At 71.8% G+C, this 23,200-nt stretch carries 27 protein-coding genes and 1 pseudogene; 15 read left to right on the forward strand and 13 right to left on the reverse strand.

What is annotated here, in order from left to right:
• Window positions 1–237: 237 nt before the first annotated feature.
• A pseudogene (locus tag ACWD0Y_RS30945) lies at window positions 238–333 on the reverse strand (RNA polymerase subunit sigma-70); the annotation flags it as partial.
• A gap of 241 nt (window positions 334–574) precedes the next feature.
• Between ACWD0Y_RS30945 and ACWD0Y_RS30950 the strand changes: the two are divergent.
• The 6 genes from ACWD0Y_RS30950 to ACWD0Y_RS30975 all read left to right on the forward strand — a co-directional run bounded on the left by ACWD0Y_RS30950 (window position 575) and on the right by ACWD0Y_RS30975 (window position 6,859).
• The gene (locus ACWD0Y_RS30950; RefSeq protein WP_450263609.1) at window positions 575–1,711 is read left to right on the forward strand and encodes a serine/threonine-protein kinase; all 1,137 of its coding nucleotides are present in this window, start codon (window positions 575–577) and stop codon (window positions 1,709–1,711) included.
• Between the two features lie 231 nt (window positions 1,712–1,942).
• Entirely contained in the window at window positions 1,943–2,803 is an 861-nt protein-coding gene (locus tag ACWD0Y_RS30955; RefSeq protein ID WP_450263633.1) for an RNA polymerase sigma factor SigF, read from the forward strand.
• A 109-nt stretch (window positions 2,804–2,912) separates the two neighbouring features.
• A complete protein-coding gene (locus tag ACWD0Y_RS30960) occupies window positions 2,913–3,413 on the forward strand; it encodes a MarR family winged helix-turn-helix transcriptional regulator (protein WP_450263610.1) in 501 nt (166 codons plus the stop codon).
• A 151-nt stretch (window positions 3,414–3,564) separates the two neighbouring features.
• Window positions 3,565–4,770, forward strand: coding sequence for a PP2C family protein-serine/threonine phosphatase (locus ACWD0Y_RS30965; protein ID WP_450263611.1), 1,206 nt, complete (start codon window positions 3,565–3,567; stop codon window positions 4,768–4,770).
• A complete protein-coding gene (locus ACWD0Y_RS30970) occupies window positions 4,767–6,419 on the forward strand; it encodes a sensor histidine kinase (RefSeq protein WP_450263612.1) in 1,653 nt (550 codons plus the stop codon). The genes ACWD0Y_RS30965 and ACWD0Y_RS30970 overlap by 4 nt, the downstream gene beginning before the upstream one ends.
• Window positions 6,416–6,859, forward strand: coding sequence for a response regulator (locus ACWD0Y_RS30975; protein WP_450263613.1), 444 nt, complete (start codon window positions 6,416–6,418; stop codon window positions 6,857–6,859). Before ACWD0Y_RS30970 ends, ACWD0Y_RS30975 begins: the two co-directional genes overlap by 4 nt.
• A 15-nt stretch (window positions 6,860–6,874) precedes the next feature.
• Here ACWD0Y_RS30975 and ACWD0Y_RS30980 read toward each other — a convergent pair whose 3' ends face one another.
• Entirely contained in the window at window positions 6,875–7,207 is a 333-nt protein-coding gene (locus ACWD0Y_RS30980; protein WP_450263614.1) for an STAS domain-containing protein, read from the reverse strand.
• Window positions 7,208–7,405: 198 nt separating this feature from the next.
• Here ACWD0Y_RS30980 and ACWD0Y_RS30985 point away from each other — a divergent pair, with 198 nt between their 5' ends.
• Window positions 7,406–8,581 carry a PP2C family protein-serine/threonine phosphatase gene (locus ACWD0Y_RS30985; protein ID WP_450263615.1) on the forward strand — a complete coding sequence of 392 codons (1,176 nt, stop codon included), beginning with the start codon at window positions 7,406–7,408 and terminating at the stop codon, window positions 8,579–8,581.
• A gap of 76 nt (window positions 8,582–8,657) precedes the next feature.
• Complete coding sequence (locus ACWD0Y_RS30990) at window positions 8,658–9,086, forward strand: ATP-binding protein (protein ID WP_450263616.1); 429 nt, start codon at window positions 8,658–8,660, stop codon at window positions 9,084–9,086.
• Here ACWD0Y_RS30990 and ACWD0Y_RS30995 read toward each other — a convergent pair.
• Together ACWD0Y_RS30995 and ACWD0Y_RS31000 are read right to left on the reverse strand one after the other, a co-directional pair.
• Window positions 9,083–9,358: a DUF397 domain-containing protein gene (locus ACWD0Y_RS30995; protein WP_450263617.1), complete on the reverse strand. Its 276-nt coding sequence runs from the start codon at window positions 9,356–9,358 to the stop codon at window positions 9,083–9,085. The genes ACWD0Y_RS30990 and ACWD0Y_RS30995 overlap by 4 nt on opposite strands.
• Window positions 9,318–10,166 (reverse strand): helix-turn-helix domain-containing protein, encoded by an 849-nt coding sequence (locus ACWD0Y_RS31000; RefSeq protein WP_450263618.1) that lies wholly within the window; start codon window positions 10,164–10,166, stop codon window positions 9,318–9,320. Before ACWD0Y_RS31000 ends, ACWD0Y_RS30995 begins: the two co-directional genes overlap by 41 nt.
• Before the next feature lie 159 nt (window positions 10,167–10,325).
• On the opposite strand from ACWD0Y_RS31000, the gene ACWD0Y_RS31005 reads away from it, so the two are divergent.
• Window positions 10,326–10,682, forward strand: a complete 357-nt coding sequence (locus tag ACWD0Y_RS31005) for an ATP-binding protein (RefSeq protein ID WP_450263619.1) — start codon at window positions 10,326–10,328, stop codon at window positions 10,680–10,682.
• Here the strand turns inward: ACWD0Y_RS31005 and ACWD0Y_RS31010 are convergent.
• The gene (locus ACWD0Y_RS31010) at window positions 10,672–11,622 is read right to left on the reverse strand and encodes an endonuclease/exonuclease/phosphatase family protein (protein WP_450263620.1); all 951 of its coding nucleotides are present in this window, start codon (window positions 11,620–11,622) and stop codon (window positions 10,672–10,674) included. The two genes, ACWD0Y_RS31005 and ACWD0Y_RS31010, sit on opposite strands and share 11 nt — an antisense overlap.
• Window positions 11,623–11,734: 112 nt before the next feature.
• Here ACWD0Y_RS31010 and ACWD0Y_RS31015 point away from each other — a divergent pair, with 112 nt between their 5' ends.
• Entirely contained in the window at window positions 11,735–12,244 is a 510-nt protein-coding gene (locus tag ACWD0Y_RS31015; RefSeq protein ID WP_093799931.1) for a hemerythrin domain-containing protein, read from the forward strand.
• 286 nt (window positions 12,245–12,530) lie between these two features.
• Here the strand turns inward: ACWD0Y_RS31015 and ACWD0Y_RS31020 are convergent, their stop codons facing one another.
• Window positions 12,531–14,615: a heavy metal translocating P-type ATPase gene (locus ACWD0Y_RS31020; protein WP_450263621.1), complete on the reverse strand. Its 2,085-nt coding sequence runs from the start codon at window positions 14,613–14,615 to the stop codon at window positions 12,531–12,533.
• A gap of 133 nt (window positions 14,616–14,748) precedes the next feature.
• Between ACWD0Y_RS31020 and ACWD0Y_RS31025 the strand changes: the two genes are divergently transcribed.
• Window positions 14,749–15,114, forward strand: coding sequence for an ArsR/SmtB family transcription factor (locus ACWD0Y_RS31025; protein WP_450263622.1), 366 nt, complete (start codon window positions 14,749–14,751; stop codon window positions 15,112–15,114).
• Between the two features lie 133 nt (window positions 15,115–15,247).
• On the opposite strand, the gene ACWD0Y_RS31030 is transcribed toward ACWD0Y_RS31025, so the two are convergent.
• The 6 genes from ACWD0Y_RS31030 to ACWD0Y_RS31055 all read right to left on the reverse strand — a co-directional run bounded on the left by ACWD0Y_RS31030 (window position 15,248) and on the right by ACWD0Y_RS31055 (window position 19,963).
• A complete protein-coding gene (locus ACWD0Y_RS31030; protein ID WP_450263623.1) occupies window positions 15,248–15,484 on the reverse strand; it encodes a hypothetical protein in 237 nt (78 codons plus the stop codon).
• A 235-nt stretch (window positions 15,485–15,719) separates the two neighbouring features.
• Window positions 15,720–16,583, reverse strand: coding sequence for a chaplin family protein (locus ACWD0Y_RS31035; RefSeq protein WP_450263624.1), 864 nt, complete (start codon window positions 16,581–16,583; stop codon window positions 15,720–15,722).
• 222 nt (window positions 16,584–16,805) lie between these two features.
• Window positions 16,806–17,720 (reverse strand): alpha/beta fold hydrolase, encoded by a 915-nt coding sequence (locus ACWD0Y_RS31040; protein WP_450263625.1) that lies wholly within the window; start codon window positions 17,718–17,720, stop codon window positions 16,806–16,808.
• 45 nt (window positions 17,721–17,765) lie between these two features.
• Window positions 17,766–19,019: a beta-ketoacyl-[acyl-carrier-protein] synthase family protein gene (locus ACWD0Y_RS31045; protein ID WP_450263626.1), complete on the reverse strand. Its 1,254-nt coding sequence runs from the start codon at window positions 19,017–19,019 to the stop codon at window positions 17,766–17,768.
• Window positions 19,016–19,252, reverse strand: coding sequence for an acyl carrier protein (locus ACWD0Y_RS31050; RefSeq protein ID WP_450263627.1), 237 nt, complete (start codon window positions 19,250–19,252; stop codon window positions 19,016–19,018). Before ACWD0Y_RS31050 ends, ACWD0Y_RS31045 begins: the two co-directional genes overlap by 4 nt.
• Before the next feature lie 315 nt (window positions 19,253–19,567).
• On the reverse strand, window positions 19,568–19,963 hold the full coding sequence (locus ACWD0Y_RS31055) for a VOC family protein (protein ID WP_450263628.1): 396 nt from the start codon (window positions 19,961–19,963) through the stop codon (window positions 19,568–19,570).
• Between the two features lie 268 nt (window positions 19,964–20,231).
• On the opposite strand from ACWD0Y_RS31055, the gene ACWD0Y_RS31060 reads away from it, so the two are divergent.
• Both ACWD0Y_RS31060 and ACWD0Y_RS31065 read left to right on the forward strand, forming a co-directional pair.
• Window positions 20,232–21,134, forward strand: coding sequence for an MEDS domain-containing protein (locus ACWD0Y_RS31060; RefSeq protein ID WP_450263629.1), 903 nt, complete (start codon window positions 20,232–20,234; stop codon window positions 21,132–21,134).
• Window positions 21,128–21,565 (forward strand): ATP-binding protein, encoded by a 438-nt coding sequence (locus tag ACWD0Y_RS31065; RefSeq protein ID WP_450263630.1) that lies wholly within the window; start codon window positions 21,128–21,130, stop codon window positions 21,563–21,565. Before ACWD0Y_RS31060 ends, ACWD0Y_RS31065 begins: the two co-directional genes overlap by 7 nt.
• Window positions 21,566–21,574: 9 nt before the next feature.
• Here the strand turns inward: ACWD0Y_RS31065 and ACWD0Y_RS31070 are convergent, their stop codons facing one another.
• Complete coding sequence (locus ACWD0Y_RS31070) at window positions 21,575–22,141, reverse strand: DM13 domain-containing protein (protein ID WP_450263631.1); 567 nt, start codon at window positions 22,139–22,141, stop codon at window positions 21,575–21,577.
• 133 nt (window positions 22,142–22,274) lie between these two features.
• On the opposite strand from ACWD0Y_RS31070, the gene ACWD0Y_RS31075 reads away from it, so the two are divergent.
• The gene (locus tag ACWD0Y_RS31075) at window positions 22,275–22,685 is read left to right on the forward strand and encodes a hypothetical protein (RefSeq protein WP_450263632.1); all 411 of its coding nucleotides are present in this window, start codon (window positions 22,275–22,277) and stop codon (window positions 22,683–22,685) included.
• Between the two features lie 107 nt (window positions 22,686–22,792).
• Window positions 22,793–22,963, forward strand: coding sequence for a hypothetical protein (locus tag ACWD0Y_RS31080; protein WP_176710046.1), 171 nt, complete (start codon window positions 22,793–22,795; stop codon window positions 22,961–22,963).
• Window positions 22,964–23,200: the final 237 nt, after the last annotated feature.

A 23,200-nucleotide genomic window follows, 5' to 3' on the forward strand; every position in this document is an offset into this window, starting at 1 on the left:
AGGCGCCCAGGACGAGGACGCCGGCCGCGGCGGGGACCAGCACCTGGGTGGAGCCCCAGCCGTGCTCCGGTCCGGAGATGATCGCGTACACGACGCCCCGCCCGTGACCGGCCCGCCGCTCCCGCGCGGGCGGGCCGGTTCAGCACTTCGGCAGGGCTGTCGGGGCTCAGCGTGTCCACCGTCGCGGGCCCGGCGGGGGCGGGCGCGGACGCGCCGCCGAGCCGGGTGCCCAGCAGGGCGGCGGGCGGCGTAGCGGTGGATGTCGGGCGCGCAGCGGTCGTGGGGCCCGGCGAAGACCTCCGGCTGCTCCAGCGACTGGGCGACAGCCTCGGCTCCTGGGAGACGGCGGCGCGCGGGTCACCCCTTGTTCCCCGGCGGGGCCGGAAAGGTTCACCGGAGGTGCGGCGCGGCTTCGGGCGGAGGCGGGTGACTGACGGCCCGTCGGCCTGCCGGCCGCCATGCTCCGGCCGCGGCGAGAGCCCTCGTTGCCGCCCTCAGATGCAGGGGCCCCGTCCCGGTGAAGTAGGTTCAGCAGACTTGGGATTGTCAGAGTGAAATCGGGGTTGGTGCGCAAGTGCTGGTGGCGGACAGATACCGGCTGGACACACCCATCGGGCGGGGCGGGATGGGCGAGGTCTGGCGGGCCACGGACGAGGTGCTGGGCCGGCCGGTCGCCGTCAAGCTGCTGCTTGGCAACGGGGCCGACGCGTCGGCCGCGGCCCGGTTCCGCCTGGAGGCCCAGACCGCCGCCCGGTTGAGCCATCCGCACCTGGTGGCGGTGTTCGACTTCGGGGCGTGGGAGGACCAGTTCTATCTCGTCATGGAACTCGTCGAGGGGACGAGCCTGGCGCAGACGCTGACCACCGAGGGCGCGCTGCGGGCCGACCGGGTCGCCTCGATCGCCGCCCAGGCGGCAGCCGGGCTGGCCGTGGCACACCGTCAGGGGGTCGTGCACCGGGACATCAAGCCCGGCAACCTGATGACGAGCTTCGACGGTACGGTCAAGATCGCCGACTTCGGCATCGCCCAGTTCGTCGACGACCCCGCCACCGCGCTCACCACCGCCGGCCAGATCGTGGGCACCAGCCTCTACCTGGCGCCGGAGCGCGCGCTGGGCCGGCCCGCGGGCCCGGCCTCCGACATGTACTCCCTCGGCTGCGTCCTCTACCAACTGCTGGCGGGCCGTCCGCCGTTCCAGGCCGACACCGCGACCGGCACGCTGTACCAGCACGTCGACGCCGCTCCCGTACCGCCGCGTGAGCTCGGCATCGACGTCCCCGCCCCCTTCGAGGCGTACTTGCTGGGTCTGCTCGCCAAGCAGCCCGAGGACCGGCCCACGGCCGAGCAGGTGGCCGACTGGTTCCGTCAGGACACCTGGCGGGGGCACCCCCAGCCGCTCCCCGCGCCGCAGCCGCAGCGGCAGCCGGCGCCGCTGCCGGCGGACCAGCCCGTCCCCGGGGCCACGAACACGTACGCCCTGCCGCCGACGGGCACGCCGCGGCCGGCGTCCCGGCGCCGCGCGGCGCCCGTCCAGCGGCCCAGTACGCGGGTGTTCGTACGGCGCAGACCCCGGGTCGCGAGTGCGATCGCCGGTGCCATCGCCTTCCTCGTGGCGGTACTCGTCGGAATGGCCTGGATGTCGCCCGACACCGGCTCCGCCGAAACCCCGGAGCCCGGCCCCGACATCACCGCGGAGTCCTCGCAGGACTGAGGTGCGGCGGGCGCGGTGAGGTCCCGTGAGGCCCAGTGAGGAAGCTTATATTTTCGGTCATATGCGGCCATGTACGGATCTGTACACCGCTCCGCGACAGCGGTGGGGAAAAATAAAAAAACTGACAGGAATGAGTGCTTCGGTCGCGGGCAGGAGCGCCCCTTGAAGGGTCTGCACGATGACTGGGAGGGCGAGGACATGACGACGATGCCTGTGGGAGCTACCGACGTGATGACGACGGACACGGTGACGCCGCAGCCGCAGGCGGAGTTGATCGGTGACCTGCCCTGGATCGAGGACGCGGGCAAGATCGCCCCGAAGGACGCCCGGGCCCTGTCGCAGCTGTTCTTCGACCAGCTTCAGGTCCTCGAAGAGGGCACGCACGAGTACCAGTACGCCCGCAACACCCTCATCGAGATGAACCTGTCCCTGGTCCGGTTCGCCGCCGGCCGCTTCCGCAACCGCGGCGGCGGCGACATGGAGGACATCGTCCAGGTCGGCACCATCGGCCTCATCAAGGCCATCGACCGGTTCGACCTCTCCCGCGAAGTGGGATTCGCCACCTTCGCCGTGCCGTACATCGTCGGCGAGATCAAGCGGTTCTTCCGCGACACCAGCTGGGCCGTCCACGTCCCCCGGCGGCTCCAGGAGCTGCGCGTCGACCTGGCCAAGGCCAAGGAGGAACTCTCCCTGCGCCTGGACCGCGACCCGACGGTGCAGGAGCTCGCCGAGCACCTGTCCCTCTCCGAGGACGAGATCATCGAGGGTCTCGTCGCCTCCAACGGCTACACCGCCGGCTCCCTCGACGCTCCCGGTGACGGCGGTGAGGGGGCCGACGCGAACGGCCGGACGTTCGCCGACCGGCTGGGCGAGCCGGACCCGGCGATGGAGAGCGTGGAGGACCTGCACACGCTGGCGCCGCTCCTGGAGGAGCTCGACGACCGCGACCGCCGCATCCTCGAAATGCGTTTCGGCCAGGAGATGACCCAGTCGCAGATCGGCGAGGAGCTCGGCGTCTCCCAGATGCAGGTCTCCCGGCTCCTGTCGCGCGTGCTGAAGCGGCTGCGCACCAAGATGCTGGTCGAGGACTGAGCGGAGAACGACGGTGAACCGTCCCCGGCCACCGGTGCCGGAGTACAGGCCGGTACCGGAGCACCGGCCTGTACTGACAGCACCGCCCCCGGGGTGGCACAGTGGAACGATGCCTCCCAGCCATCCGTCGCGCCCGCAAGACCTGGCGCACACCGCTTCCGACGTGACGGATCTGCTCGCGGTTCTCTGGGGAAGGGCGCAGCTGAGGGCTCCCGCCGGACCGATCTCGCCCTCGCAGCTTCGCGCGCTGCAGGCGATCGAGCGTCTGGAGGGCGGCAACCTGCGGACGCTGGGCGAGGCGCTGGGGTCCAGTCCTCCCGCCACGAGCCGGCTGTGCGACCGCCTGGAGGCGGCCGGCCTGGTGGAGCGGCGGCTCAGTCCGGCCAGCCGCCGCGAAGTGCAGTTGTACCTGAGCAGGCCGGGACGGGCGCTGCTGGGTGAGGTGCGCGAGTGCCAGGTGCGGGAACTCCGCCCCGTACTCGAGATGATGCCGCCCGAAGCCCTGGCGCAGCTGGCCACCGGCCTCGCCGCGTTCGGGGACGCCGCCGCCTCGGTGATCGACGGCGGCGCCGCGGACTGCGCCCGTATGCGCGTGGTGCGCCCCGCCTGACAACCGGACGGAGACCCGGGTGTCCGAGCGCATCCCACACAGCAATTGTTGTCAAAAGACAACTAATCGTTCTACCCTCTTCGCGGACGCACCGGACACACCGGGCGGCCCTGCGGACCAGGTCGGCCGCGGTGAGAGGAGGAGCCCTGACATGGGGACCGTCTCCGATCCCGCCCACACCGCGCTGTGGAACTGGGAACAGCCGACCGTGCTGCTCATCGAGGACGACCCCGGCGACGCGCTGCTCGTCGAGGAGCTGGTGGCCGACGGCGGCGTCTCCATAGAACTCCGCTGGGCCAGGTCGCTGGCGGACGCCCTCGACCAGCTGTCCTTGGAGATGCCGCACTGCATCCTGCTCGACCTCCATCTGCCGGACGCCCAGGGCCTGGAGGCCCTGCGGGAGGTCCTGGGGCACGCGGACGGCTCCGCGGTGGTGGTCCTGACCGGACTCGCCGAGGAGCAGTCCGGCCTGGCGGCGGTCGCGGCGGGCGCCCAGGACTACCTCATCAAGGGGCGGCTGGAAGCGGACCTGTTCGTACGCGCCATCCGTTACGCGATCCAGCGCAAGCAGACCGAGCAGGCGGCCTCCGCCCTCCAGACCGGCCAGCTGCGCGCCCAGGAGAACGCCCGTCTCGAACGCGGCCTGCTGCCCACCCCCCTCCTGCTCGACAAGAGCGTCGAGGTCTGCGCCCGCTACCAGCCCGGCCGCGCCCAGGCCCTCCTGGGCGGAGACTTCTACGACGTCGTGCAGACCCCCGACGGCACGACACACGCGGTGGTGGGCGACGTGTCGGGCCACGGCCCCGACGAAGCCGCCCTGGGCGTGTGCCTGCGCGTGGCCTGGCGGTCGTTCGTACTGGCCGGGGCCCGCGGCGAGGAACTGCTGGGCCTGCTGGAGCGGATGCTCGTCGCGGAACGCTCCGGACCGGAGATCTTCGCCACCCTCACCTGCCTGAGCCACACCGCCGGGGAAAGCCACGTGAACGTGTTGCGGGCCGGTCACCCCGGCCTGCTGATGCGCTCGCCGGACGGCGGCGTACACCTGGAGGAAGTCCCGGGAGGTCCGGTGCTCGGGCTGCTGCCCGGTATGGCCAGGTGGCCGGTCACCCCCCTGCCGGTGGCCGTCGGCGAGGCCATGGTGCTGTTCACCGACGGACTGATCGAAGGGCGCATCGGGCAGGGCACGGAGCGCCTGGGCGAGCAGGGGCTCCTCGACATCGCCCGCCGCCACGCGCACCGGCCCGCCGACGCCTTCGTCGACTCCCTCATCCACACCGCGCAGTCGCTCGCGGCGGACAGCGGCGGGCTGGCCGACGACGTCGCCGTACTTCACCTGGAATGGAAGAGCACCACGTGACACCCGTACAGCACCAGCACCCGGCCGCCGGCTCCGAGTCGTCCCGGCGCCTGACCGTGCGGGGCTGGTTCCTGCTCGCCCTGGCCGTCATGGGCACCCTGACCGTCGTCGCGGCCGGGGTGGGAGCGGCCGTGCTGTCGCGCACCGCCGAGGCCACGGACCACCTGGTCGACCACATCGCCCCGGCCGGCACCGAGGCCTTCCAGTTCCAGGCCGCCCTGCTGGACCAGGAGACCGGTGTACGGGGCTACCTCCTGACCGGCGACAAGGAGCTGCTGGAGCCCTACCGTCGCGGGATCACCGCCGAGACCCGCGCGCGCGAACGGCTGGTGGAGCTGACCCGCCACTCGCCCCGCCAGGCCGCCGACCTCCGCGCGATCGACCGGGCGGTACGCACCTGGCGCGAGGACTTCGCCGCCCCGGCCATCGCCGGCGAGCGGGAGACCGGCGACGACGCCGCCTCCTCCGTGGCCGAGGGCAAGCAGACCTTCGACGCCGTACGCGAACGGCTCGACACCCAGCAGGCCCGGCTGGAGCAGGACCGCGACCGGGCGCGCGCGGCCCTCGGCGAGGCGCGTTCCGACCGGGACCGCGCGCTCTACGCCGTCCTGGCCGCGTTCCTGCTGACCGGCGTGGCGCTGGCGGTCCTCCTGCACTTCACCGTCGCCCGCCCGCTCGCGGCGGTGCGCGCCGCCGCCCGGCGCGTCGCGGGCGGGGACTTCGACCACCACATCCCCGCCCGGGGCCCCGCCGACCTCCAGTCGGTCGCCCGGGCGGTGGAGGCGATGCGCCTGCGCGTGGTCACCGAACTCACCACCTCCAAGACCAGCGAGGCCGCGCTGTCCCGGCAGGCGGCGGACCTCGACGCCCACGCCGTCGAACTGCGCCGGTCCAACGAGGAGCTGGAGCAGTTCGCGTACGTCGCCTCGCACGACCTCCAGGAACCGCTGCGGAAGGTCGCCTCCTTCTGCCAGCTGCTGGAGAAGCGCTACGGCGACCAGCTCGACGAGCGCGGCACCCAGTACATCGCCTTCGCGGTCGACGGCGCCAAGCGCATGCAGATCCTCATCAACGACCTGCTCACCTTCTCCCGCGTGGGCCGCCTCAACGACGCCCAGGAGACCGTGGCACTGGACACGATCGTCGACCGGTCCGTACGCAACCTGGCCGCCGCCATCGAGGAGAGCGACGCGCGCGTCGACCGGCCGCAGGAGCTGCCGCAGGTGACGGGGGACCCGACCCTGCTCACCATGCTGTGGCAGAACCTGATCGGAAACGCGATCAAGTTCCGCTCCCCGGAGCGCACGCCGCACGTCGAGGTCACCGTCGACCGCGGAGAGGAGCCGGGGTTCTGGCAGTTCACGGTGACCGACAACGGCATCGGCATCCCCGCCGAATTCGCCGACAAGGTCTTCGTCATCTTCCAGCGCCTGCACTCCCGCGACACCTACGCGGGCACCGGAATAGGCTTGTCCCTGTGCAAGAAGATCGTCGAGCACAGCGGCGGGCGCATCTGGATCGACACCACGCGCGCCGAAGGCACCCGCCTGGTCTTCACGCTCCCCGACGCCGCGCCGCAGACGGCTTCGGAGCCGTCCGCCGAAGGGCCCCAGGAGGCCCACGCCATCACTGGAAGAGGCCCCGCATGACCACCCCGCAGCCCGAGCCGGTAGAAGTGCTCCTCGTCGAGGACGACGCGGGCGACGAGCTCATGACCCGCGAGGCGTTCGAGGACAACAAGATCGGCAACACCCTCCACGTCGTGCGGGACGGACTGGAGGCCCTCGACTTCCTCTACCGGCGCGGGGAGTACGCCGACGCGCCGCGGCCCGACCTCATCCTCCTCGACCTGAACCTGCCGAAGTACGACGGCCGCCAGGTGCTGGAGCAGATCAAGTCCGATCCGGACCTCAGCCTCATCCCCGTCGTCGTCCTCACCACCTCCTCGGCCGAGGAGGACATCCTGCGCAGCTACAAGCTCCACGCCAACGCCTACGTGACGAAGCCCGTCGACCTCGACCAGTTCATTCTGGCCATTCGTCAGATCGACGACTTCTTCGTCACCGTGGTGAAGCTGCCCCGCCGCTGACGCCCGCCCCCGGGCCTACGGCCCGGGTATGGCGCCGACCGCCGCCTCCTGGCTGTCGCGGATGATGAAGGCGGTGTCCAGTCCCAGGACCCGCAGCAGACGCATCACCAGCGCCGAGGGCGCGGCGATGCGCAGGCGGTTCCCGAGCCGGGGACGCGCCCGCAGCAACGCGTTGATCATCGCGGTGTCGGCGAACTGCACGGCCGACAGATCCAGTACGACCGGTGCCTCCCCCTGGCGCCCGGCGCCGTCCAGCGCCAGGCGCAGGGGTTCGACGGAATCCAGGTCCACTTCGCCGCGCAGAGCGAGAATGTGAGCGCGTTCGGATCGATGGCTGACAAGGAGCATGCGCTGATCGGTGCTACAAGTGTGCACAACTGGCCCCTCAGATGTGGCAGCGGAACCGGCTGGTGCCGGCGCGGCTGCCCCGATGGTGCGGCAGAATCACCCTAGGGCGAACAGTTGCTGCTTAGCAACACTCCCTACTTGTCAACAGTTCGCGTCCACTCCCAGTACCCCACTTCTGACAAAAGAGGCCAACCGACCGTGACGTCTTTCCTGGCCGTGGAGCGTGCCGTCCGCACCGCCGCACCGCACGCCCTCCTCGATACGGCACGTGCCGCACTGGTCGAGCACTACGAAGCCGTCGCCGTCGACCTGCTGATGGCCGACTACAGCCTCACGGTCCTCCAGCCCGTCACCGCCCTGCCCCACACCGCGCGGGCCCTCCCCGTCCACTCCAGCCCCGAAGGCCGCGCCTTCGGCAGCCAGGAGGCGTACGGGCAGTACGTCGCCGGGGACGGCACGGTGGCCCTGCACCTCCCGGTGACCGTGCGCGGGGACCGCCTCGGCATCCTGACCGTGAGACTTTCCAGACAGAGATGCACGCCCGAGGCCATCGAAGAACTCACCGAGATCGCCGAACTCCTCGGCCACGAAATCATCGTCGCCGAGCGCGACACCGATCTGTACCTCCAGGCCCGCCGCGTCAGCCGTCTCACCCTGGCCGCCGAAATGCAGTGGCAGCTCCTGCCCGGCCGCGCCTGCGCCCGCCAGGAGTACGCCGTCGGAGCCCAGCTGGAGCCGGCGTACGCCATCCACGGCGACAACTTCGACTGGGCCACCACCGCGGAGACCCTCACCCTCACCGTCACCAACGGAATGGGCGAGGGAATCGAGGCGTCCCTCCTCACCAACCTCGCCGTCAACGCGCTGCGCAACGCCCGCCGCGCCGGCATCGGCATCGCCGACCAGGCCGCGCTCGCCGACCAGGCGATCTATGGCCAGCACCGCGGAGCGGCGTACGTCTCGACCCTCATCCTCTCCTTCGAACTGGCCACCGGCCGGGCACAGGTGGTCGACGCCGGGTCCCCCCAGCTGTGGCGCCAGCGCGACAAGACCGTCGAACGCGTGCCCTTCGAGGCGCAGCTCCCGCTCGGCATGTTCGACGAGACGGCGTACGTCGCCCAGGACTTCCACGCACTCCCCGGCGACCGGCTGGTCTTCGTCAGCGACGGCGTGTACGACGCCGTGACCCGCGCCGGAGAGGCGTACGGCGAACGGGCCCTGGCACGGGCCATCCAGGCGGCGAGCCTCCTGCCCGCCGCGGCCGTCCCCCGCGCGGTCCTGCGCGAACTGGCGTCGACCCGCGACACCGACGTGGACACCGCCGACGACGCCCTCGTCGTGTGTCTGGACTGGTTCGGCCGGAACGAGGGCTGAAGTTAACACGCTGTAAAACCGGGCAGAAGCCCCAAGGTCACCGGATATTGATTTCCTGCCACCGAGGGTGAATGACATGAACCACCCGCATGCCGTCAGTGACCACAGGGACCACAGGGACCACAGGGTCCGCCTCGCCCACCGGACGGTCCGCCCCACCACGGCGGGCGAGGCGCGCGACGCCACGCGCGCGTTCCTGTCCGGTCTGTCCCAGGTACCCGGTCCGGAGACCACCGACAACGTGGTGCTGGTGGTCTCCGAGCTGGTCACGAACGCGCTGCGGCACGCGGGCGGCATCACCAAACTGCGCCTGGCCGCGGGCCGGACCACGGTGCAGGTGACCGTGCAGGACCCGAGCCCGGCACGCCCCCGCCCCCGCTACCCCGACATCACGGGATACGAGGGCGGCTACGGCCTCACCCTGGTCAACTTCCTGGCCCGCTTCGTCACGGTCACCCCGACCTCCGAGGGCGGCAAGAAGATCTGCGCGGCGATCAGCCTCTAGCGGGCCGAAGCCACCACCGCCGCGACGAAGGCGGCGAACGCGGCGGGGGTGACGGTGAAGGCGGGGCCTTCGGGGTTCTTGGAGTCCCGGACGGCGACGTGAGCGGCGAGACCGGCGACCTCGACGCAGTCGCCGCCACTGCTGCCGCTGTAGCTGGACTTACGCCACTGGGCGACACCTAGCGGGGCGCACTCGACGCAGTCGCCGCCGGTGTTACCGCTGTAACTGGACTTACGCCACCGCGCGCCCGTCAGGTCCTGACTGGTCCCCATAACGTTCCTCCATCGCGCCGGTGATCAGTGCCGCCGAATGCTCCACAGAAAGTGCAGCGGCCTGCAAGTGAGCGTAACGGAGCGACGCCTCCCTGACCGCCTCGGAGTTGGCAGTCATGTGACCAGAGACCAAGTCCTCGGTGTACACGATGTCGGGGTCGTCGTCGAAACGAAGAAGGTTGAACGAACCGATCAGACTTGCGTGTTCACCGGCCTCGAAGGGCAGAACTTGAATCTGCACCCACCGCTGGTCCTGGAGGGCCAACAGGTGGGCAAGTTGGTTGCGCATGACCTTGCGGCCGCCGATCGGTCGATACACAGCGGCCTCGTCCAGCATCACCCAAATCATGGGTGGTCTCACCCGTTGCAGGACACGCTGTCGCTCCATCCTCGCCGCGACCAGCTCATCCAAGTTGCCTGGCATCCCCGTCGCAAGGACCGCTCGTGCGTACTCCTCCGTCTGCAACAGCCCGTAGACCACCTGCGCCTGATAGGTCGAGATGTACGCCGCCCGCGCCTCCATCTCCGCGTACGGCTGGAACCACGACGGCAGTTGGCTCCGCAGCACCAGACCGACCAGCCGGCTCAGTGTCCCCTCCGTCCCCAGCGCCGCGTCCGCGCGTTCCGAGAACGCGCGCGTGGGCACCTTGCGGGCCGTCTCGATCTGGCCGACCAGGGACGCCGTGCAGAAGATGATCGAGCCGAGCTGCTTCTGGTTGAGCCCCGCCGCCTCCCGCAGACGGCGCAGTTCGGCGCCGTAGTAGTCGAGCGCGGAGGCGTGGGGATCGAGGTCGCGGATGTTGGCCATACGGGTTCTCCCTGGCTCAAGATCAAGCTCACAGAACGTAATGTTTTCTTCTACCCGTAGCCGAGCGTAGCCAGGAGGCCACATTCTGGTGACGTGAATCACGTAACTGGTGAACAGAGCAGGGAAGTTGAGCCTTCATGCTACGGGGCGAACTTCACCGTGGGTGAGCACTCGGCGCGGCATCTGCGGCGCATCCTGCGGTCGTACCTCACGAACTGGGCACTCGCCGAGGTCTCCGACGCGGCGGAGCTGGCGCTCACGGAGCTGGTGGCGAACGTCGTGCGCCATGTGCCCGGAAGACACTGCTCGGTGCTGATCCTCCGCGCGGAGGACGGCGTACGCGTGGAGGTGGCGGACACGTGCCCACGGCTTCCGAAGGCGAGGAGCGCCGGGCCGCTGGACGACGGCGGGCGGGGGCTGGCACTCGTGGAGGCCGTCAGCGACCGGTGGGGGGTGTCTCCGGTACTGGGCAGGGGCGGCAAGACGGTGTGGTTCGAGTGTGTCGCTAAAACCTGATGCGGGCGGCGATCGGCAGGTGGTCGCTGCCCGTGGCGGGCAGCGACCACACCCGGGTGACGGTTGCCTTCCGGGTCATGATCTGGTCGATCCGCGCCACGGGGAACCGGGCGGGCCAGCTGAAGGCGAAGCCCCGGTCCGCCGTGTCCATCCGCCGGACGACCGGGTCCAGCCCCCGGTCGTCCACCGTGCTGTTGAGGTCGCCCAGCAGGACCACCCGGTCCAGGGGCTCGGCGGCGACGGCGGCGCCCAGCAGAGCAGCGCTCTCGTCCCGCCACCCGGTGCCGAACCCGGTCGGCCCGAGGCGTACGGACGGCAGGTGGGCGACGTACACGGCGACCGGCCCGCCCTCCGGCATGCGCACCTCGGTCCGCAGGCCGCGGTTCCAGTCCGCCCCGACGCCGTCCGGCCCGATGTCCACAGGCCGCGTTCCCGCCAGCGGGTACTTCGACCAGATCCCGACCGTCCCCACCACCCCGTGGTGGGGATACTCCGGCGCCAGCGCCGCCGCGTAGGCGGGCAGCGCGCCGGGGGTCAGCTCTTCGAGGGCGATGAGGCCGGAGCGCGTCTTCAACAGGGCCCGCGCGGTGCCTGCCGGGTCGGCGTTCTCGTCGCTGACGTTGTGCTGGACCGCGACGACGTCGTACGCCGCCGGAGCCTCCGCCGGCAGCAGCAGTCCGCCGAAACCGCCGAGCCAGGCGGCGACGGGCAGCAGCAGTGCCAGGAGGGCGAGGCGGGAACGGCGCAGCAGCGACAGGACCAGCAGCACGGGGACCGTCAGGCCGAGCCAGGGCAGGAACGTCTCCAGGAAGCTGCCGAAACGGCCGCCCCTGTTGGGCACGGCGGCATGGAGAACCAGGAGGCCGGCGACCGCCACGGCGAGCGTGGCCAGAACACGCCCCCGCCCGCTCCACCGGTTTTCGCCGCGCTCCTGGCTCATCGCCCCGACCGTAGGGCCGCGCCGCTCACCACGGCAACTGCCGGAGAGTGACGGGCGAAATGCCGGGAAGGCGGATTGAACGACGTACCCCAGCACCCAGGAGGCGGACGGAATGACCCGGAGCACTGCCGGCACGACCGATGTGGTGGAGCTGATCCTCAAGGACCACCGGCGGATGGAGGACCTCTTCCACGCGATGCGGAGTGTGGAGGCGGACCGGGCCGCCGCGCTCAGCGAGTTCGCGGACCTGCTGATCGCGCACGGCGAGGCCGAGGAGGCCGAGGTCTATCCGGCGTTGCGGCGCTACAAGAAGGTCGACGACGAGGAGGTCGAGCACGGCGAGGAGGAACACACCGAGGGCAACAAGGCCCTGGCGGCGCTGCTGGAGGTGTCGGAGGTGGGTTCGGACGAGTGGGACGAGAAGCTGGAGGAGCTCTCGCAGGCCATCTCCCACCACACGGACGAGGAAGAACGCACGCTCCTCAACCACGCCAGGGAACTCGTGAAGGACGAGCGACGGGCGGAGCTCGGCGCGGCGTTCGTCCGCGAGCGGGACCGGCTGATCAAGGAGAACTGCGGAAGCCTGGAGAACGTACGCAAGGTCATCGCGAACTCGGAGTGACCCTGAAGCGTCAGCCGGCCAGCAGCCACCGCCGCCCTCTCCTCCGCCGTCGCGTCGCACGAGGGCGGCGGTGGGCAAGACGCTGAGCCAGTACGCCGCCTGAGCGCACGCCAGGTCTCTCCTTGCCCCGCGTCACCTGTCGCGGTGCCGGGAGGGGACGCGCCGGGGCGTTCCCCGCAGGGCGTCGAACGCAACCACCCCGAAACGGACCCCCGTGCCCGAGCGTTCGGCGCCCGAGGAGACGCCCCGGCACGGCACCGACCCCGAAGCCCCCGCACCGCACTCGCTACGCGTCGCGCACCGCACCCCGCCAAGCCGACTCCCGCAGCAGCCGCAGCCCGTTCAGCCCCACCAGCACGGTCGACCCCTCGTGCCCCGCGACCCCCAACGGCAGCGGCAGGTGCCCCACCAGGTCCCAGATCACCAGCGCCCCGATGCACACCGAAGCGATGACGAGGTTCTGCACCACCAGCCGGCGCGCGCGCCGCGACAGCGCGACGACAGCGGGAACCGTCGCCAGCTCGTCGCGCACCACCACCGCGTCGGCCGTCTCCAGCGCCAGATCCGACCCGGCCCGCCCCATCGCGACCCCGGTGTGCGCAGCGGCCAGGGCCGGCGCGTCATTGACCCCGTCACCGACGACCAGCACCTTCTCGCCCGCCGACTCCCACTCCCGTACGGCGGCGGCCTTGTCCTGCGGCAACAGCCCGGCCCGTACCCGCGTGATGCCGACCTCACCGGCGAGCTTGCCGGCGGCGCGTTCGTTGTCGCCGGTCAGCAGCACCGGCTCCGACCCGGTCAGCCGCCCGAGCGCGGCAACCGCATCGCCCGCACCGGCGCGCACCCGGTCCTCCACCGCGAGCACCCCGACCGGCACCCCCTCGACCAGCACCACCACGGCCGTGTGCCCCGCCCCCTCCACCTCGGCCACGATCACCCCAGCTCCACCACGCACCGCACCCGCACCACGCACCACATCCGCGCCCGCACCCGCGTCCGCGTCCGCGTCCGCGCCCGCACCCACGCTCGCGTCCGCACCCCCCAGCAGCGCCGCCGGGCTCCCCACCCGGACCTCCCGGCCACCGACGACCGCCCGCACCCCGCGCCCCGGCGCCGAGGAGAAGTCCTCGGCCGGATCGAGGCGCAGGCCGCGCTCCACCGCCAGGGAGACCACCGCCCGCGCGAGGGGATGCTCGCTGGGGTACTCGGCGGAGGCCGCCAGCGCCAGCACCTCGTCCTCCCCCCACGCGCCGGCAGCCACCGGCACCCGCACCCCGGCGACCCGCGGCGAGCCCTCCGTCAGCGTGCCGGTCTTGTCCAGCGCCACCCGCGTGACCTCGCCCAACCGCTCCATCACCACAGCGGACTTGACCAGCACCCCGTGCCGCCCGGCGTTGGCGATGGCGGACAGCAGCGGCGGCATGGTCGCCAGCACCACCGCGCACGGTGAGGCGACGATCATGAACGTCATGGCCCGCAGCAGCGTCCCCTCGAAGTCCGCCCCGAATGCCAGCGGCACCCCGAACAGCGCCAGCGTGGCGACGACGACACCCACCGAGTAACGCTGCTCGACCTTCTCGATGAACAGCTGCGTCGGCGCCTTGGTCCCGCTCGCCTCCTCGACCATCTCCACGATGCGGGCGATGACCGACGCGGAGGCGTCCTTGTCCACCCGTACCCGCAGCGCCCCGGTGCCGTTGAGGGTGCCCGCGAAGACCTCGTCGCCCGCCTGCTTGGTCACCGGCAGCGGCTCCCCGGTGATGGTCGCCTGGTCCACCTCACCGGCGCCGGCGACGACCGTACCGTCGGCGGGCAGCCGCTCACCCGGCCGTACGAGCACCAGGTCGCCGACCCGCAACTCCCCGAGCCCCACCACCTCTTCCCCCGCGTCCTCCCCCGCGTCAGCGCCCTTCAGCCGTACGGCCGTGGCCGGGGCCAGGTCCAGCAGCCCCCGCACCGAGTCGGCCGTACGACGGGTGGCCAGCGCCTCCAGCGCCCCCGACACCGCGAAGATGACGATGAGCAGCCCCCCGTCGAGGAACTGCCCGATCGCCGCCGCCCCGATCGCGGCGACCACCATCAGCAGGTCGACGTCGAGGCTCCGCTCCTTGAGCGCCAGCAGCCCCGCCCACCCCGGCTCCCAGCCGCCGGACACGTAACAGAGCGCGTAGAGCGGCCCCCAGACCCACGCCGGGGCGCCGGCCAGGTCGAGCGGGAAGGCCAGCAGGAAGGCGACGGCGGACAGCGCCGCCCACCGCACCTCCGGCAGCGCCAGCAGTCCCGTACGGCGCGAGGGGACCGGCGGGGCGGCGAGCAGCCGGGCGGCGGGACGGTCGCCGGCGGCCCGGCCGTCGAGTACGGGGGAAACCATCGAAGGGCCCCTCTCACAGAGGTCTCACAGAGGATCGGACCGAGCGCACGGGCACGGGCGGACCTCCCCACCATAACGGAACACATGAAGAGCTCTTCACTCGTTGTTCCGTATGCCCCGATACGATGGGCCCATGGGACACGGAGTCGACGCACGCGCCACACCCACGGGCCACCTGGACGCGGACGCCGCCGCCACCATCGCCGCCACGCTCCAGGCCCTGGCCACCCCGTCCCGGCTGATGATCCTGACCCGGCTGCGCCAGAGCCCGTGCGGCGTGACGGAGCTCGCCGAAGCGGTCGGGATGGAGCAGTCCGCGGTCTCCCACCAGCTCCGGCTGCTGCGTGCGCTGAGCCTGGTCACCGGAGCCCGGCAGGGCCGCCGGATCGTCTACAGCCTGTACGACAGCCACGTCGCCCAGCTCCTCGACGAGGCCGTCTACCACATCGAGCACCTGCGCATCGGCGCCCGCGACACCCCCGCGCCGACGCAGCCGTAACCACGCCCCGTCCCGTACGCACGCGAAGAAGGCCGGCACGCACACCGAATGGCGTACGTGCCGGCCTTCACAGCCCTGCGGCCCCACGCAGGAGCGCGAGGGACGCGAGGAGCGCAGAAGCGCAGGCGTTGCCTCAGCCGCCGAGCGGCAGGCCGCCGAGCGCCTGGGTGGCCTTCATGGCGCCTTCGGCACCTTCCAGCACCAGCTTCTTGGAATCGCCTTCATTGAGGTGCTGCACGGCCTCGGTCGCAGTCCGCGGGACGGATTCGACGAAAGCATCGCCCAGCTGGCCCGCGGCCATGGCCGGCGACGCCACTCCGGCAGCGATCATCGAAATGGCAATGGCCGAAGCGGCCTTCATGTACTTCATTCCAGTAATCCTTTTTTGTGCTGGCGTAAACCCGCGAACCACGAATCCCACGACACTCTGACGCTGCTGTTCCGTGCCACTTACACCTGGACTAACGAAGGCCCGGACGGAGAGAAACTGAAGCCCGGGGCGCTTCTTGTGATTCACCCGGATGCCGGGATTGAAGAGGTCCGGACACGGCGATGGAGCGGGCTCCGGAGAACCCGCCCCATCGGACACGCCGGTGACCGGCGGCTCAGACCCGCGCGGCCCCGCGACGGCGGACCATCAGCACTCCGCCACCGAGCAGCGCGGCACTGATCGCGGCGGCGGCTCCGATCTCACCGGCGCCCGTGTGGGCCAGTGCCGGGGCTCCGACGACCCGGGTCTCCTTCGCAGGGGCCTCGCCGGCCGGGGTCTCGGCCGCCGGGACCTCGTGCACGGCCGGCTGGGTCTTGGGAGGCCCGTCGACGGGCGGCTTGCCGGCGGGCGGCTTGCTCCCGGGAGTCTCCCCGCCGGGCTCCGCGTCGACCGGCGGCTTCGCGGTCGGCGGCTTCGCGGCCGGCGGCTTGCTCCCGGGGCCCTCCTCGCCGGGGTCCCCGCCGACGGGCGGCTTCCCGACCGGCGGCTTCCCGACGGGCGGCTTCCCGCCCGGCGCCTCGTCGCAGGGCGGCTCCTCGCCCGACCACCCGTAACCGGGGTCCCCGCCACCGAGGTGGCCGCCACCGGGGTGGCCGTCACCCCGGTCCTCGTGGCCCGAGTGGTCCGGGAAATCCGGGAAGTCCGGGAAGCCCCCGTCCGGGTACTCGTTGCCCGGGTGCCCCTTGCCCGGGTGCCCCTTGCCGGACGAATCGCTGCCGTGGTCCCGGTGGGACGGCGGCATGTCCTTCGCGCCGTTGGCGCAGTCGTTGCCGACCGCCGGGTTGAGGGCGCCGACGGCGTCGACGGTGTTGCCGCAGATGTTCATCGGCGTGTGGGCGGGGCTCTGGGCCGTGTTGCCGGCCCCGACGCCTGGCGCGTTGCCGGCCCCGCCGTGTGCCTGGACATCCGCGTGAGCGTAGCCCCCGGTCATGGCGAGGACCCCGGAGGCGGCCGCCGCAGCGAAAACGCTTCTGCTCAATACCTGTCGCACTTTGCCATTCCCTGTCTTTGATGCGTGCGAGTGAGCCGATTGCCCACGCGCGATGAGGGAAGTTCGATCGGCCGGACATGTCGTCCGGACTGAGAACCACTGGCTGACGCACTCGTTATCGACCGGTCAAGTCGCCGCGCACAGCCGTCGATATCCGTAACGATCGGGCTTCGCAGAAGAAACTCGGCAAAAGGGTCTGTTTCCTTGCCGTCATCCGAAGGCTCTGTCTTCCTCGGAGACCCGCTCCTGATGCGGGACCGGAGCCAGGTACCCGGCCGAATCCAGCGAGCGGTCGGTGAAGAAACGCAGCGCCAGGTCAGCGACCTCTTCGGCCTTTTCGAGTACGACCCAGTGATCGGCGTCCCGGATCATGGTGAAGCGGCTGCCCCGGATGGTCGCCGCGAAGGCGCGCTGGCGCTCCGGCGAGGTCACCGTGTCGTGCTCCCCGGTGAAGACCAGGGCCGGCACTCCGGACAGGCCGCCCGAGAAGTCCGGCCGGTCGTCGAGGGAGCGGTACAGGTAGTCCGAGGCGTGCGGGGAGTGCGTGACCACGTGGCGTACGGACCTCTTGACGTACCGGTGGGCGAGGTCTCGGCGGACGACGTACCGGTCGGGGTCGAGGCACATGAGCGTCTCCGTCACCATGGCGGCGAAGCCGTCCCTGTCCCCCGCGGCGAGCCGGTCGGCGGCCTGCCGCCAGCGGGCCCGCTGGGCGTCCGTGATGTGCGCCGGGACCCCGCCGAGGACGAGCCGGGCGATGCGCCCCGGGTCGCGCTGGGCACAGTGGAAGGCGGGGACGGCCCCGTAGGAGAAGCCGAAGAGGTTGACGCGCGGTACGCCGAGATCGTCGATGATCCGGGTGACGGCGGCGCACAGGACGTCCGCGCTGGGGCCGAGCGGCAGGGGCGCGGCGCTTCCCATGCCCGGCAGGTCCGCGGTCACGACACTCGCGACCGGGCCCAGCCGCCTCTCCATCTGGGGCCAGCCGAGCATCCCTTGCAGCGCGCCGCCGAGGACCAGGACCGGCTCGGTGCCCGGGCCGGCCGCCGGGCCGGACCGCTCCAGCAGACGGTAGGAGTAGCGCAGCCCGTCCACCGACAGGGAACGGATGGTTTCCTCGGGCATGCTCCTCCTTCTCGACGTGCGGGCCCCGGCCGCGTCCCGTCGCGGCTAGCCGCGGGTGAGGACGAGCGCGGCGTTGTGCCCGCCGAAGCCGAGCGACGTCTTGACCGCGCAGTCGAACGCCGCCGGGCGGGCGGCCTTGGCGACCACCTCGACCGGGATCCGGGGGTCGAGCGATTCCAGGTTGGCTGTCGGAGGGACGAGTTGGTGTTCCAGGGCGAGCACGGTCAGGGCGGTCTCGATCCCGCCGGCCGCGCCCAGGGTGTGGCCGGTCATCGCCTTGGACGAGGTGACGAGGGGGGACGGGCCCAGCAGCCGGTGCAGCATCGTCGCCTCGATGAGGTCGTTGAACACGGTCGAGGTGCCGTGCGCGTTGACGTGGCCGACGTCGGACGGCGTGGCGCCCGCGTCCGTCAGCGCGGTGCGCAGGGCGTTTTCGATGCCCCTGCCGTCGGGGTCGGGGGCGACGGCCGCGTACGCGTCGCTGGACGCGCCGTAACCGGCGACGCCCGCCCGGATCCGGGCGCCCCGGGCCCTGGCGTGCTCGGGGCGCTCCATGACGAGCAGGCCGGAGCCCTCGCCGGCGACGAAGCCGTCGCGGTCCGCGTCGAACGGGCGGCAGGCCGACGCGGGGTCGTCGCAGCGGGTGGACAGCGCCTTCATCTGGCAGGCGCTGGCGGTCATCAGCCGCGAGCAGACCGATTCGGCGCCGCCCGTGACGACGATGTCGCAGACGCCGGCGCGCAGCATCTGGTGCGCGGTGCCGATCGCCACGGTGCCCGACGAGCAGGCGGTGGAGACCGCCATGCTCGGCCCGCGGGCGCCGAGGTCCATGCAGACGCTGCTGGCCGCGCCGTTGACCACGGTCAGCGGGGCGATCTTGGGCGAGACCCGGCGCGGGCCCTGCGTGGTCAGTACGGCGTGCTGGTCGTCGTAGAAGGGGATGCCGCCGTGGGCGGATCCGATGACGACCGCGACCCGGTCGCTGTCCCAGGCCGAGGGGTCGAGGCCGGCGTCCGCGACGGCCTCGCGGGCGGCCAGTACGGCGAGCTGGGAGAAACGGTCCATCAGCCGCTGGGCCGCCACACCGAGGCGCTGCCCGGTGTCCAGGACGTCGGCGCCGATGGAGTACATGAAGTCGCAGGGCAGCCCGCGGAGTTCCTCCCGGGGGCCCACGGACGACGGGGAGACCACACCGCGCGTGACGTTCCGCCACACCTCGCCGGCCCCCACTCCCGCCGCCGTGACCAGGCCGAGTCCCGTCACCGCCGCCGTGAAGGGCGGGTTCGCCGGCCTGGTCATCCGAGCGTCCTGCTGTGCACGAGGGCGACCAGTTCGCCCACGGTGTTCCGGGAGGTCAGCGAGACGTCCTCCAGGTCGATTTCCAGCCGGCCCTCGATGATGATGCGGAATTCTTCCAGGGCGAGTGAATCCATGCGCAATTCGTAGAGCGGGATCTCGGGGCGGACAGCCGCCGGATCGACTCCGAATTCCTGCACCATCAGCGTGCTGACGACGTCTGTCGCACTGGCCACCGGTCGCTCCTCTGAGTTCGTCCGGCAACCTTTATACGCGCCCGCCCGGAAGGCTCCTCACATCGTTCGCCCGATGTAATGACGGCTAGTGCGTGCGTACGTAAATTCACTGGGACGGTGGAGTTCGGCGCACGTGCGGCCCGACGGCGGGCCGCGGCCCGCCTCGCGGGGCGAGGGCCGGCTGATCACCGGCGGCACGGACATGTTCCCGAGCCGCCGCGGCCCGCGGGAAAGGCGACAGGGAAAGGTGACGGGAAAGGCGGAGGGGACCGGGAAGCGTCCTTCCCGGTCCCCTCCGCTCAGGGCGTCACCGCGTCACTCCTCTTCACCGCCGCTGCCGTACGGGCGGGTGATCGCCTCCAGGCCGTGGCCGGACGGATCCATGAAGTACATGCCGCGACCGCCGTCATTGCGGTTGATCTCGCCCGGCTGCTTGCCGTGCGGGTCGGCGTAGTACGTGATTCCGGCGTCCTCGACGCGCTGGAAGACGCCGTCGAACTCTTCCTCCGTGACGAGGAAGGCGTAGTGCTGGACGGTGATCGACTCCGCGGGGACGGTCGCGAAGTCCAGAGTGACGCCGTTGCTCAGCTCCACGGCGATGAACGGGCCCCACTCGGCCGAGATCTCCAGGCCCAGGACGCGGGCGTAGAACTCGGCGGATTCCCGGTTGTCCCGGGAGTGGACGATGGTGTGATTCAGCTGTACCGACACTGTGGGATGCCTCCGTAAGGCAAACTCACGGGCTACCTCCATGCCTCACCCGACCGGTGACCGACACGCGATGCCGTGCGGATGATCCTAGGACGGACTCCCTTTGCTGTCACGCGGGTTGACGGCGGCCCACGCGATGCGGGCGGCGGCCGGGGCCCGCGGCGCGGCCGCCTCTTTCGGGTGCCGGCGTCCGGCTTCCGGTACGGCTGACCGGACCGGTCCGGTATCCATAGGGTGGGCGGAGAGCGGGAAGGGACCCCTGGAAGCGATGGACGAACGGGCAGACGCACATCCGGGCTTCCTGCCCGTTCAGGGGATGCGGGCGGGCGACCACGCGTTCCTCGGTTATGACGACGACGAAGCCAACTGGGGCGCGCTCGTCACCTACACCCGCACCGGACTGGCACGCGGTGAGAAGGTGATCGTCTTCGCGGCGCCCCAGCTCGACCCCGACGCCGTACGCATGCGTCTGGACGGGACCAGTCCGCTGTTCGCCGAGGCCCGCGGACGGGGACAGCTGACGCACAGCAGCATGCGCGCGCTCATCCGGCCCGATCGCCGCTTCACCCCCGAGCGGCAGTGGGAGCGCCTCCGCGAAGAGACCTCGCTCGCCGTCGCGCAGGGGTACCGGGGACTGCGGGCGTTCATCGACATGCACTGGGTGGCGGACCTCGACGCCGATGTCGCCACGATGATGCACCGCGAGTCCCACGCCGGACACCTCTTCGACGGCCGGCCCTACAACGAGGTCTGCTCCTACGACCGGCGCGCGTTCGACAGCGACGTACTCGACGCCATGTCCGACGCACACCCGCGCTCGCTCCTCTCCGCCCTCGGGGAACTGCGCGTCCTGCATGCGGACGACTCGGTCAGGATCGCGGGCGAGGCCGACCACGCCACGCGTGAACCCTTCGTGACCGCCCTGCGCGACGCCCTCGACCGGGCCGCCGGGTCCCGGCTGCTGGTGGATCTGGGGGCTCTGCACTTCCTCGGCGCACGGTGCGCCCTCGACCTGATCGACCTCGTCGGTCGCGGCCACCGCACCGCCGGGGCCTGCGGACACGGCGGCGTCGAGGTCCGCTGCGGCGCCGCGCAGGCGGTGCTGCTCCGCAGACTCGGTTCGGGCGGGGTCCGGCATCTCACGCTGACGGAGGTGGCCCGGGAATGGTGACCGAAGGGGTGCACCTCAACGGCGGCGGACCGCAGGAGCGGCTGCTGGAACTCGATTTCGTCCAGGACGACCTCCCCCGGCTGCGTGTACTGGTCGACCAGTACGCCGCCTGGGCGGGACTGGCGGAGCCCCGCAGGGGCGACTTCGTCCTGGCGGCGGACGCGGTGGCGACGAACGCCGTCGAGCACGGCGGCGGGAGCGGCAGGCTGCTGCTGCGCCGCGCCTCCGGCGCGCTCGAATGCACGGTCAGCGACTCGGGTCCCGGCTTCGCCTCCTCCGTCATCCCGGAGCTGGCGCCGGGGCTCGGCGGCAGCCACTGCGGCCGGGGGCTGTGGCTCACGCGCCTGATCACGGACCGGCTGGTCGTCGCGGGCGGGGCGGACGGGGCGGGCGGGAGCGTGGTGACGTTCGCCATGGTGCTGCCGGGCTGAGGCGGCCGGTCACGCGGGGGCGGTGAGCTCGGCGGCGCCGAAGGAGACGTCGAAGCGGTCGCACCAGATGCTGATGCTGGTGAGGCCCTCCAGGCGGAGGCCGGCGGGCAGTGCGTAGTTCTGGTCGCCCTTGTTGCCCTTCAGCTTGCCGAGGCTGACGTACGTGCCGTCGTCGAAGACGTGCCAGCCGGCCCTGCCCTCCTTCACCGGCGCGTCGGTGAGCCAGACGCGCAGGTCGGGGCCGTTGCTGGTGTCGAGGTTCTCCAGGCGCAGGGTGCGGGAGCCGTCGGGGAGCCGGACGACCTTCGCCGTACCGGTGGTGCGGTGCTCGTGGCTGATCAGGGAACCGGAGGCGAGGATCCGGAGAGCGGAGGGGGTGGCGGGGGCGGCCGGTGGGGTCGCCCCGGGGCCCGGGGCGGCCGGTGGGGTCGCGGGGGCCGCGACGGGCAGTTCGTCCCGCACCGTGTCGTCCACCCACAGCTTCCACGGCTGGAACCAGTACAGACCCGCGCCGGCCGCCACCACGGCGACGAGCAGCACTCCGATGACCCCGGGCTTGCCGAGTAGGCGACTCATGCGCCCATTCAACGCCCCGAAGCCCGCTCCGGCCTCTGCTTTCCGGTGACGAAATCCTTACGGCACTAGTCCGGTGGAGGGGACTTCGGTGGCGTACCGCTAAGAACCGGCCCGGTCGTGGGACGAGACGCACATGCCTGCCAAGTGCCCCGGCCCGGTCCCGCGCGCGGTGCGACGCGGTGTGCTGACGGCGCTGCTGGTACTCACCGCGGTCTTCGCCGTGGTGCTGGGCGAGAGGGGGGCCGTACAGGCCCGGTCGCCGGTGGTGCCCGTCGCCGAATCGGCGTTGGGGGCCGGGGCCGAGGGCCAGCCGTCGGACACCGCCGACAGTGAGGTGCGCGGGGGCGGCGTGGGGTCCCGCGAGGTCCGGCGGGGGCGCGCGAGGGGCCGCAGTACGGCAAGGGCGGGGGTGGTGGCGCCGTACCGGCGTGCGCGGGCCGGGGGCCGGCTCCCGCACCGGGCGGCCCGGACCGGGGACATGGCGCTGCCGGTCGAGGGGCCGTTGGCGCGCGCGGTACGGCGGTGTGTGGTGCTGCGCTGCTGAGGAGGCCCGCGCCTGCGCGCCGCCGCGCCACCGCGCCCGTGCGCACCGCGCCACGCGCCACTGCCTCGCTTCAGCGCTGAACCCTCTCGACCGTAAGGACGTTCGCCATGCCCATCGATCCGTACGCCGCCCTGAACGCCATGCTGCGCGCCGAAGTCGCCCGCTCGTCCGACCCGTCCGCCGTGGACCCGTCCCTGGAGCGGCACGAGCCGCAGCAGTCCGAGCGGGGCGGCGAAGGCGGCGGCGAAGAGGGCCCGGCGGCCGGTTGCCGCCCCTGACGGCCTCTCCCCGGCCGAACGCCGGCGGGTCGCCCGGCTCGTCGCCACCGGCGAGATACGGGAGACCTTCGCACTCGGCCTCCCGCCGCACGAGTCCGGCCCGCAGCGGAGCGGAACACTGGGACACCCGGAACATCCGGAAGATCCGGGACACCTGGAAGACCCGGGGCACCTGGAACACAAGGCGGTGGCGGGGGGCGCCGCGCCCCGGCGGGGCCCCCCCCCGACCCCCCCGCG

This window comes from Streptomyces altiplanensis (genome assembly GCF_053591575.1).

Coding starts and splice junctions, on each gene's coding strand:
- ACWD0Y_RS30990 (WP_450263616.1), top strand. CDS start 8,658: ATGAACCACCCGCATGCCGTCAGTGACCACAGGGACCACAGGGACCAC.
- ACWD0Y_RS31020 (WP_450263621.1), bottom strand. CDS start 14,615: ATGGTTTCCCCCGTACTCGACGGCCGGGCCGCCGGCGACCGTCCCGCC.
- ACWD0Y_RS30965 (WP_450263611.1), top strand. CDS start 3,565: ATGGGGACCGTCTCCGATCCCGCCCACACCGCGCTGTGGAACTGGGAA.
- ACWD0Y_RS31025 (WP_450263622.1), top strand. CDS start 14,749: ATGGGACACGGAGTCGACGCACGCGCCACACCCACGGGCCACCTGGAC.
- ACWD0Y_RS31040 (WP_450263625.1), bottom strand. CDS start 17,720: ATGCCCGAGGAAACCATCCGTTCCCTGTCGGTGGACGGGCTGCGCTAC.
- ACWD0Y_RS30995 (WP_450263617.1), bottom strand. CDS start 9,358: ATGGGGACCAGTCAGGACCTGACGGGCGCGCGGTGGCGTAAGTCCAGT.
- ACWD0Y_RS31070 (WP_450263631.1), bottom strand. CDS start 22,141: ATGAGTCGCCTACTCGGCAAGCCCGGGGTCATCGGAGTGCTGCTCGTC.
- ACWD0Y_RS31030 (WP_450263623.1), bottom strand. CDS start 15,484: ATGAAGTACATGAAGGCCGCTTCGGCCATTGCCATTTCGATGATCGCT.
- ACWD0Y_RS31065 (WP_450263630.1), top strand. CDS start 21,128: ATGGTGACCGAAGGGGTGCACCTCAACGGCGGCGGACCGCAGGAGCGG.
- ACWD0Y_RS31015 (WP_093799931.1), top strand. CDS start 11,735: ATGACCCGGAGCACTGCCGGCACGACCGATGTGGTGGAGCTGATCCTC.
- ACWD0Y_RS30980 (WP_450263614.1), bottom strand. CDS start 7,207: ATGCTCCTTGTCAGCCATCGATCCGAACGCGCTCACATTCTCGCTCTG.
- ACWD0Y_RS31045 (WP_450263626.1), bottom strand. CDS start 19,019: ATGACCAGGCCGGCGAACCCGCCCTTCACGGCGGCGGTGACGGGACTC.
- ACWD0Y_RS31010 (WP_450263620.1), bottom strand. CDS start 11,622: ATGAGCCAGGAGCGCGGCGAAAACCGGTGGAGCGGGCGGGGGCGTGTT.
- ACWD0Y_RS31000 (WP_450263618.1), bottom strand. CDS start 10,166: ATGGCCAACATCCGCGACCTCGATCCCCACGCCTCCGCGCTCGACTAC.
- ACWD0Y_RS30975 (WP_450263613.1), top strand. CDS start 6,416: ATGACCACCCCGCAGCCCGAGCCGGTAGAAGTGCTCCTCGTCGAGGAC.
- ACWD0Y_RS31060 (WP_450263629.1), top strand. CDS start 20,232: ATGGACGAACGGGCAGACGCACATCCGGGCTTCCTGCCCGTTCAGGGG.
- ACWD0Y_RS31075 (WP_450263632.1), top strand. CDS start 22,275: ATGCCTGCCAAGTGCCCCGGCCCGGTCCCGCGCGCGGTGCGACGCGGT.
- ACWD0Y_RS30960 (WP_450263610.1), top strand. CDS start 2,913: ATGCCTCCCAGCCATCCGTCGCGCCCGCAAGACCTGGCGCACACCGCT.
- ACWD0Y_RS31080 (WP_176710046.1), top strand. CDS start 22,793: ATGCCCATCGATCCGTACGCCGCCCTGAACGCCATGCTGCGCGCCGAA.
- ACWD0Y_RS30955 (WP_450263633.1), top strand. CDS start 1,943: ATGACGACGGACACGGTGACGCCGCAGCCGCAGGCGGAGTTGATCGGT.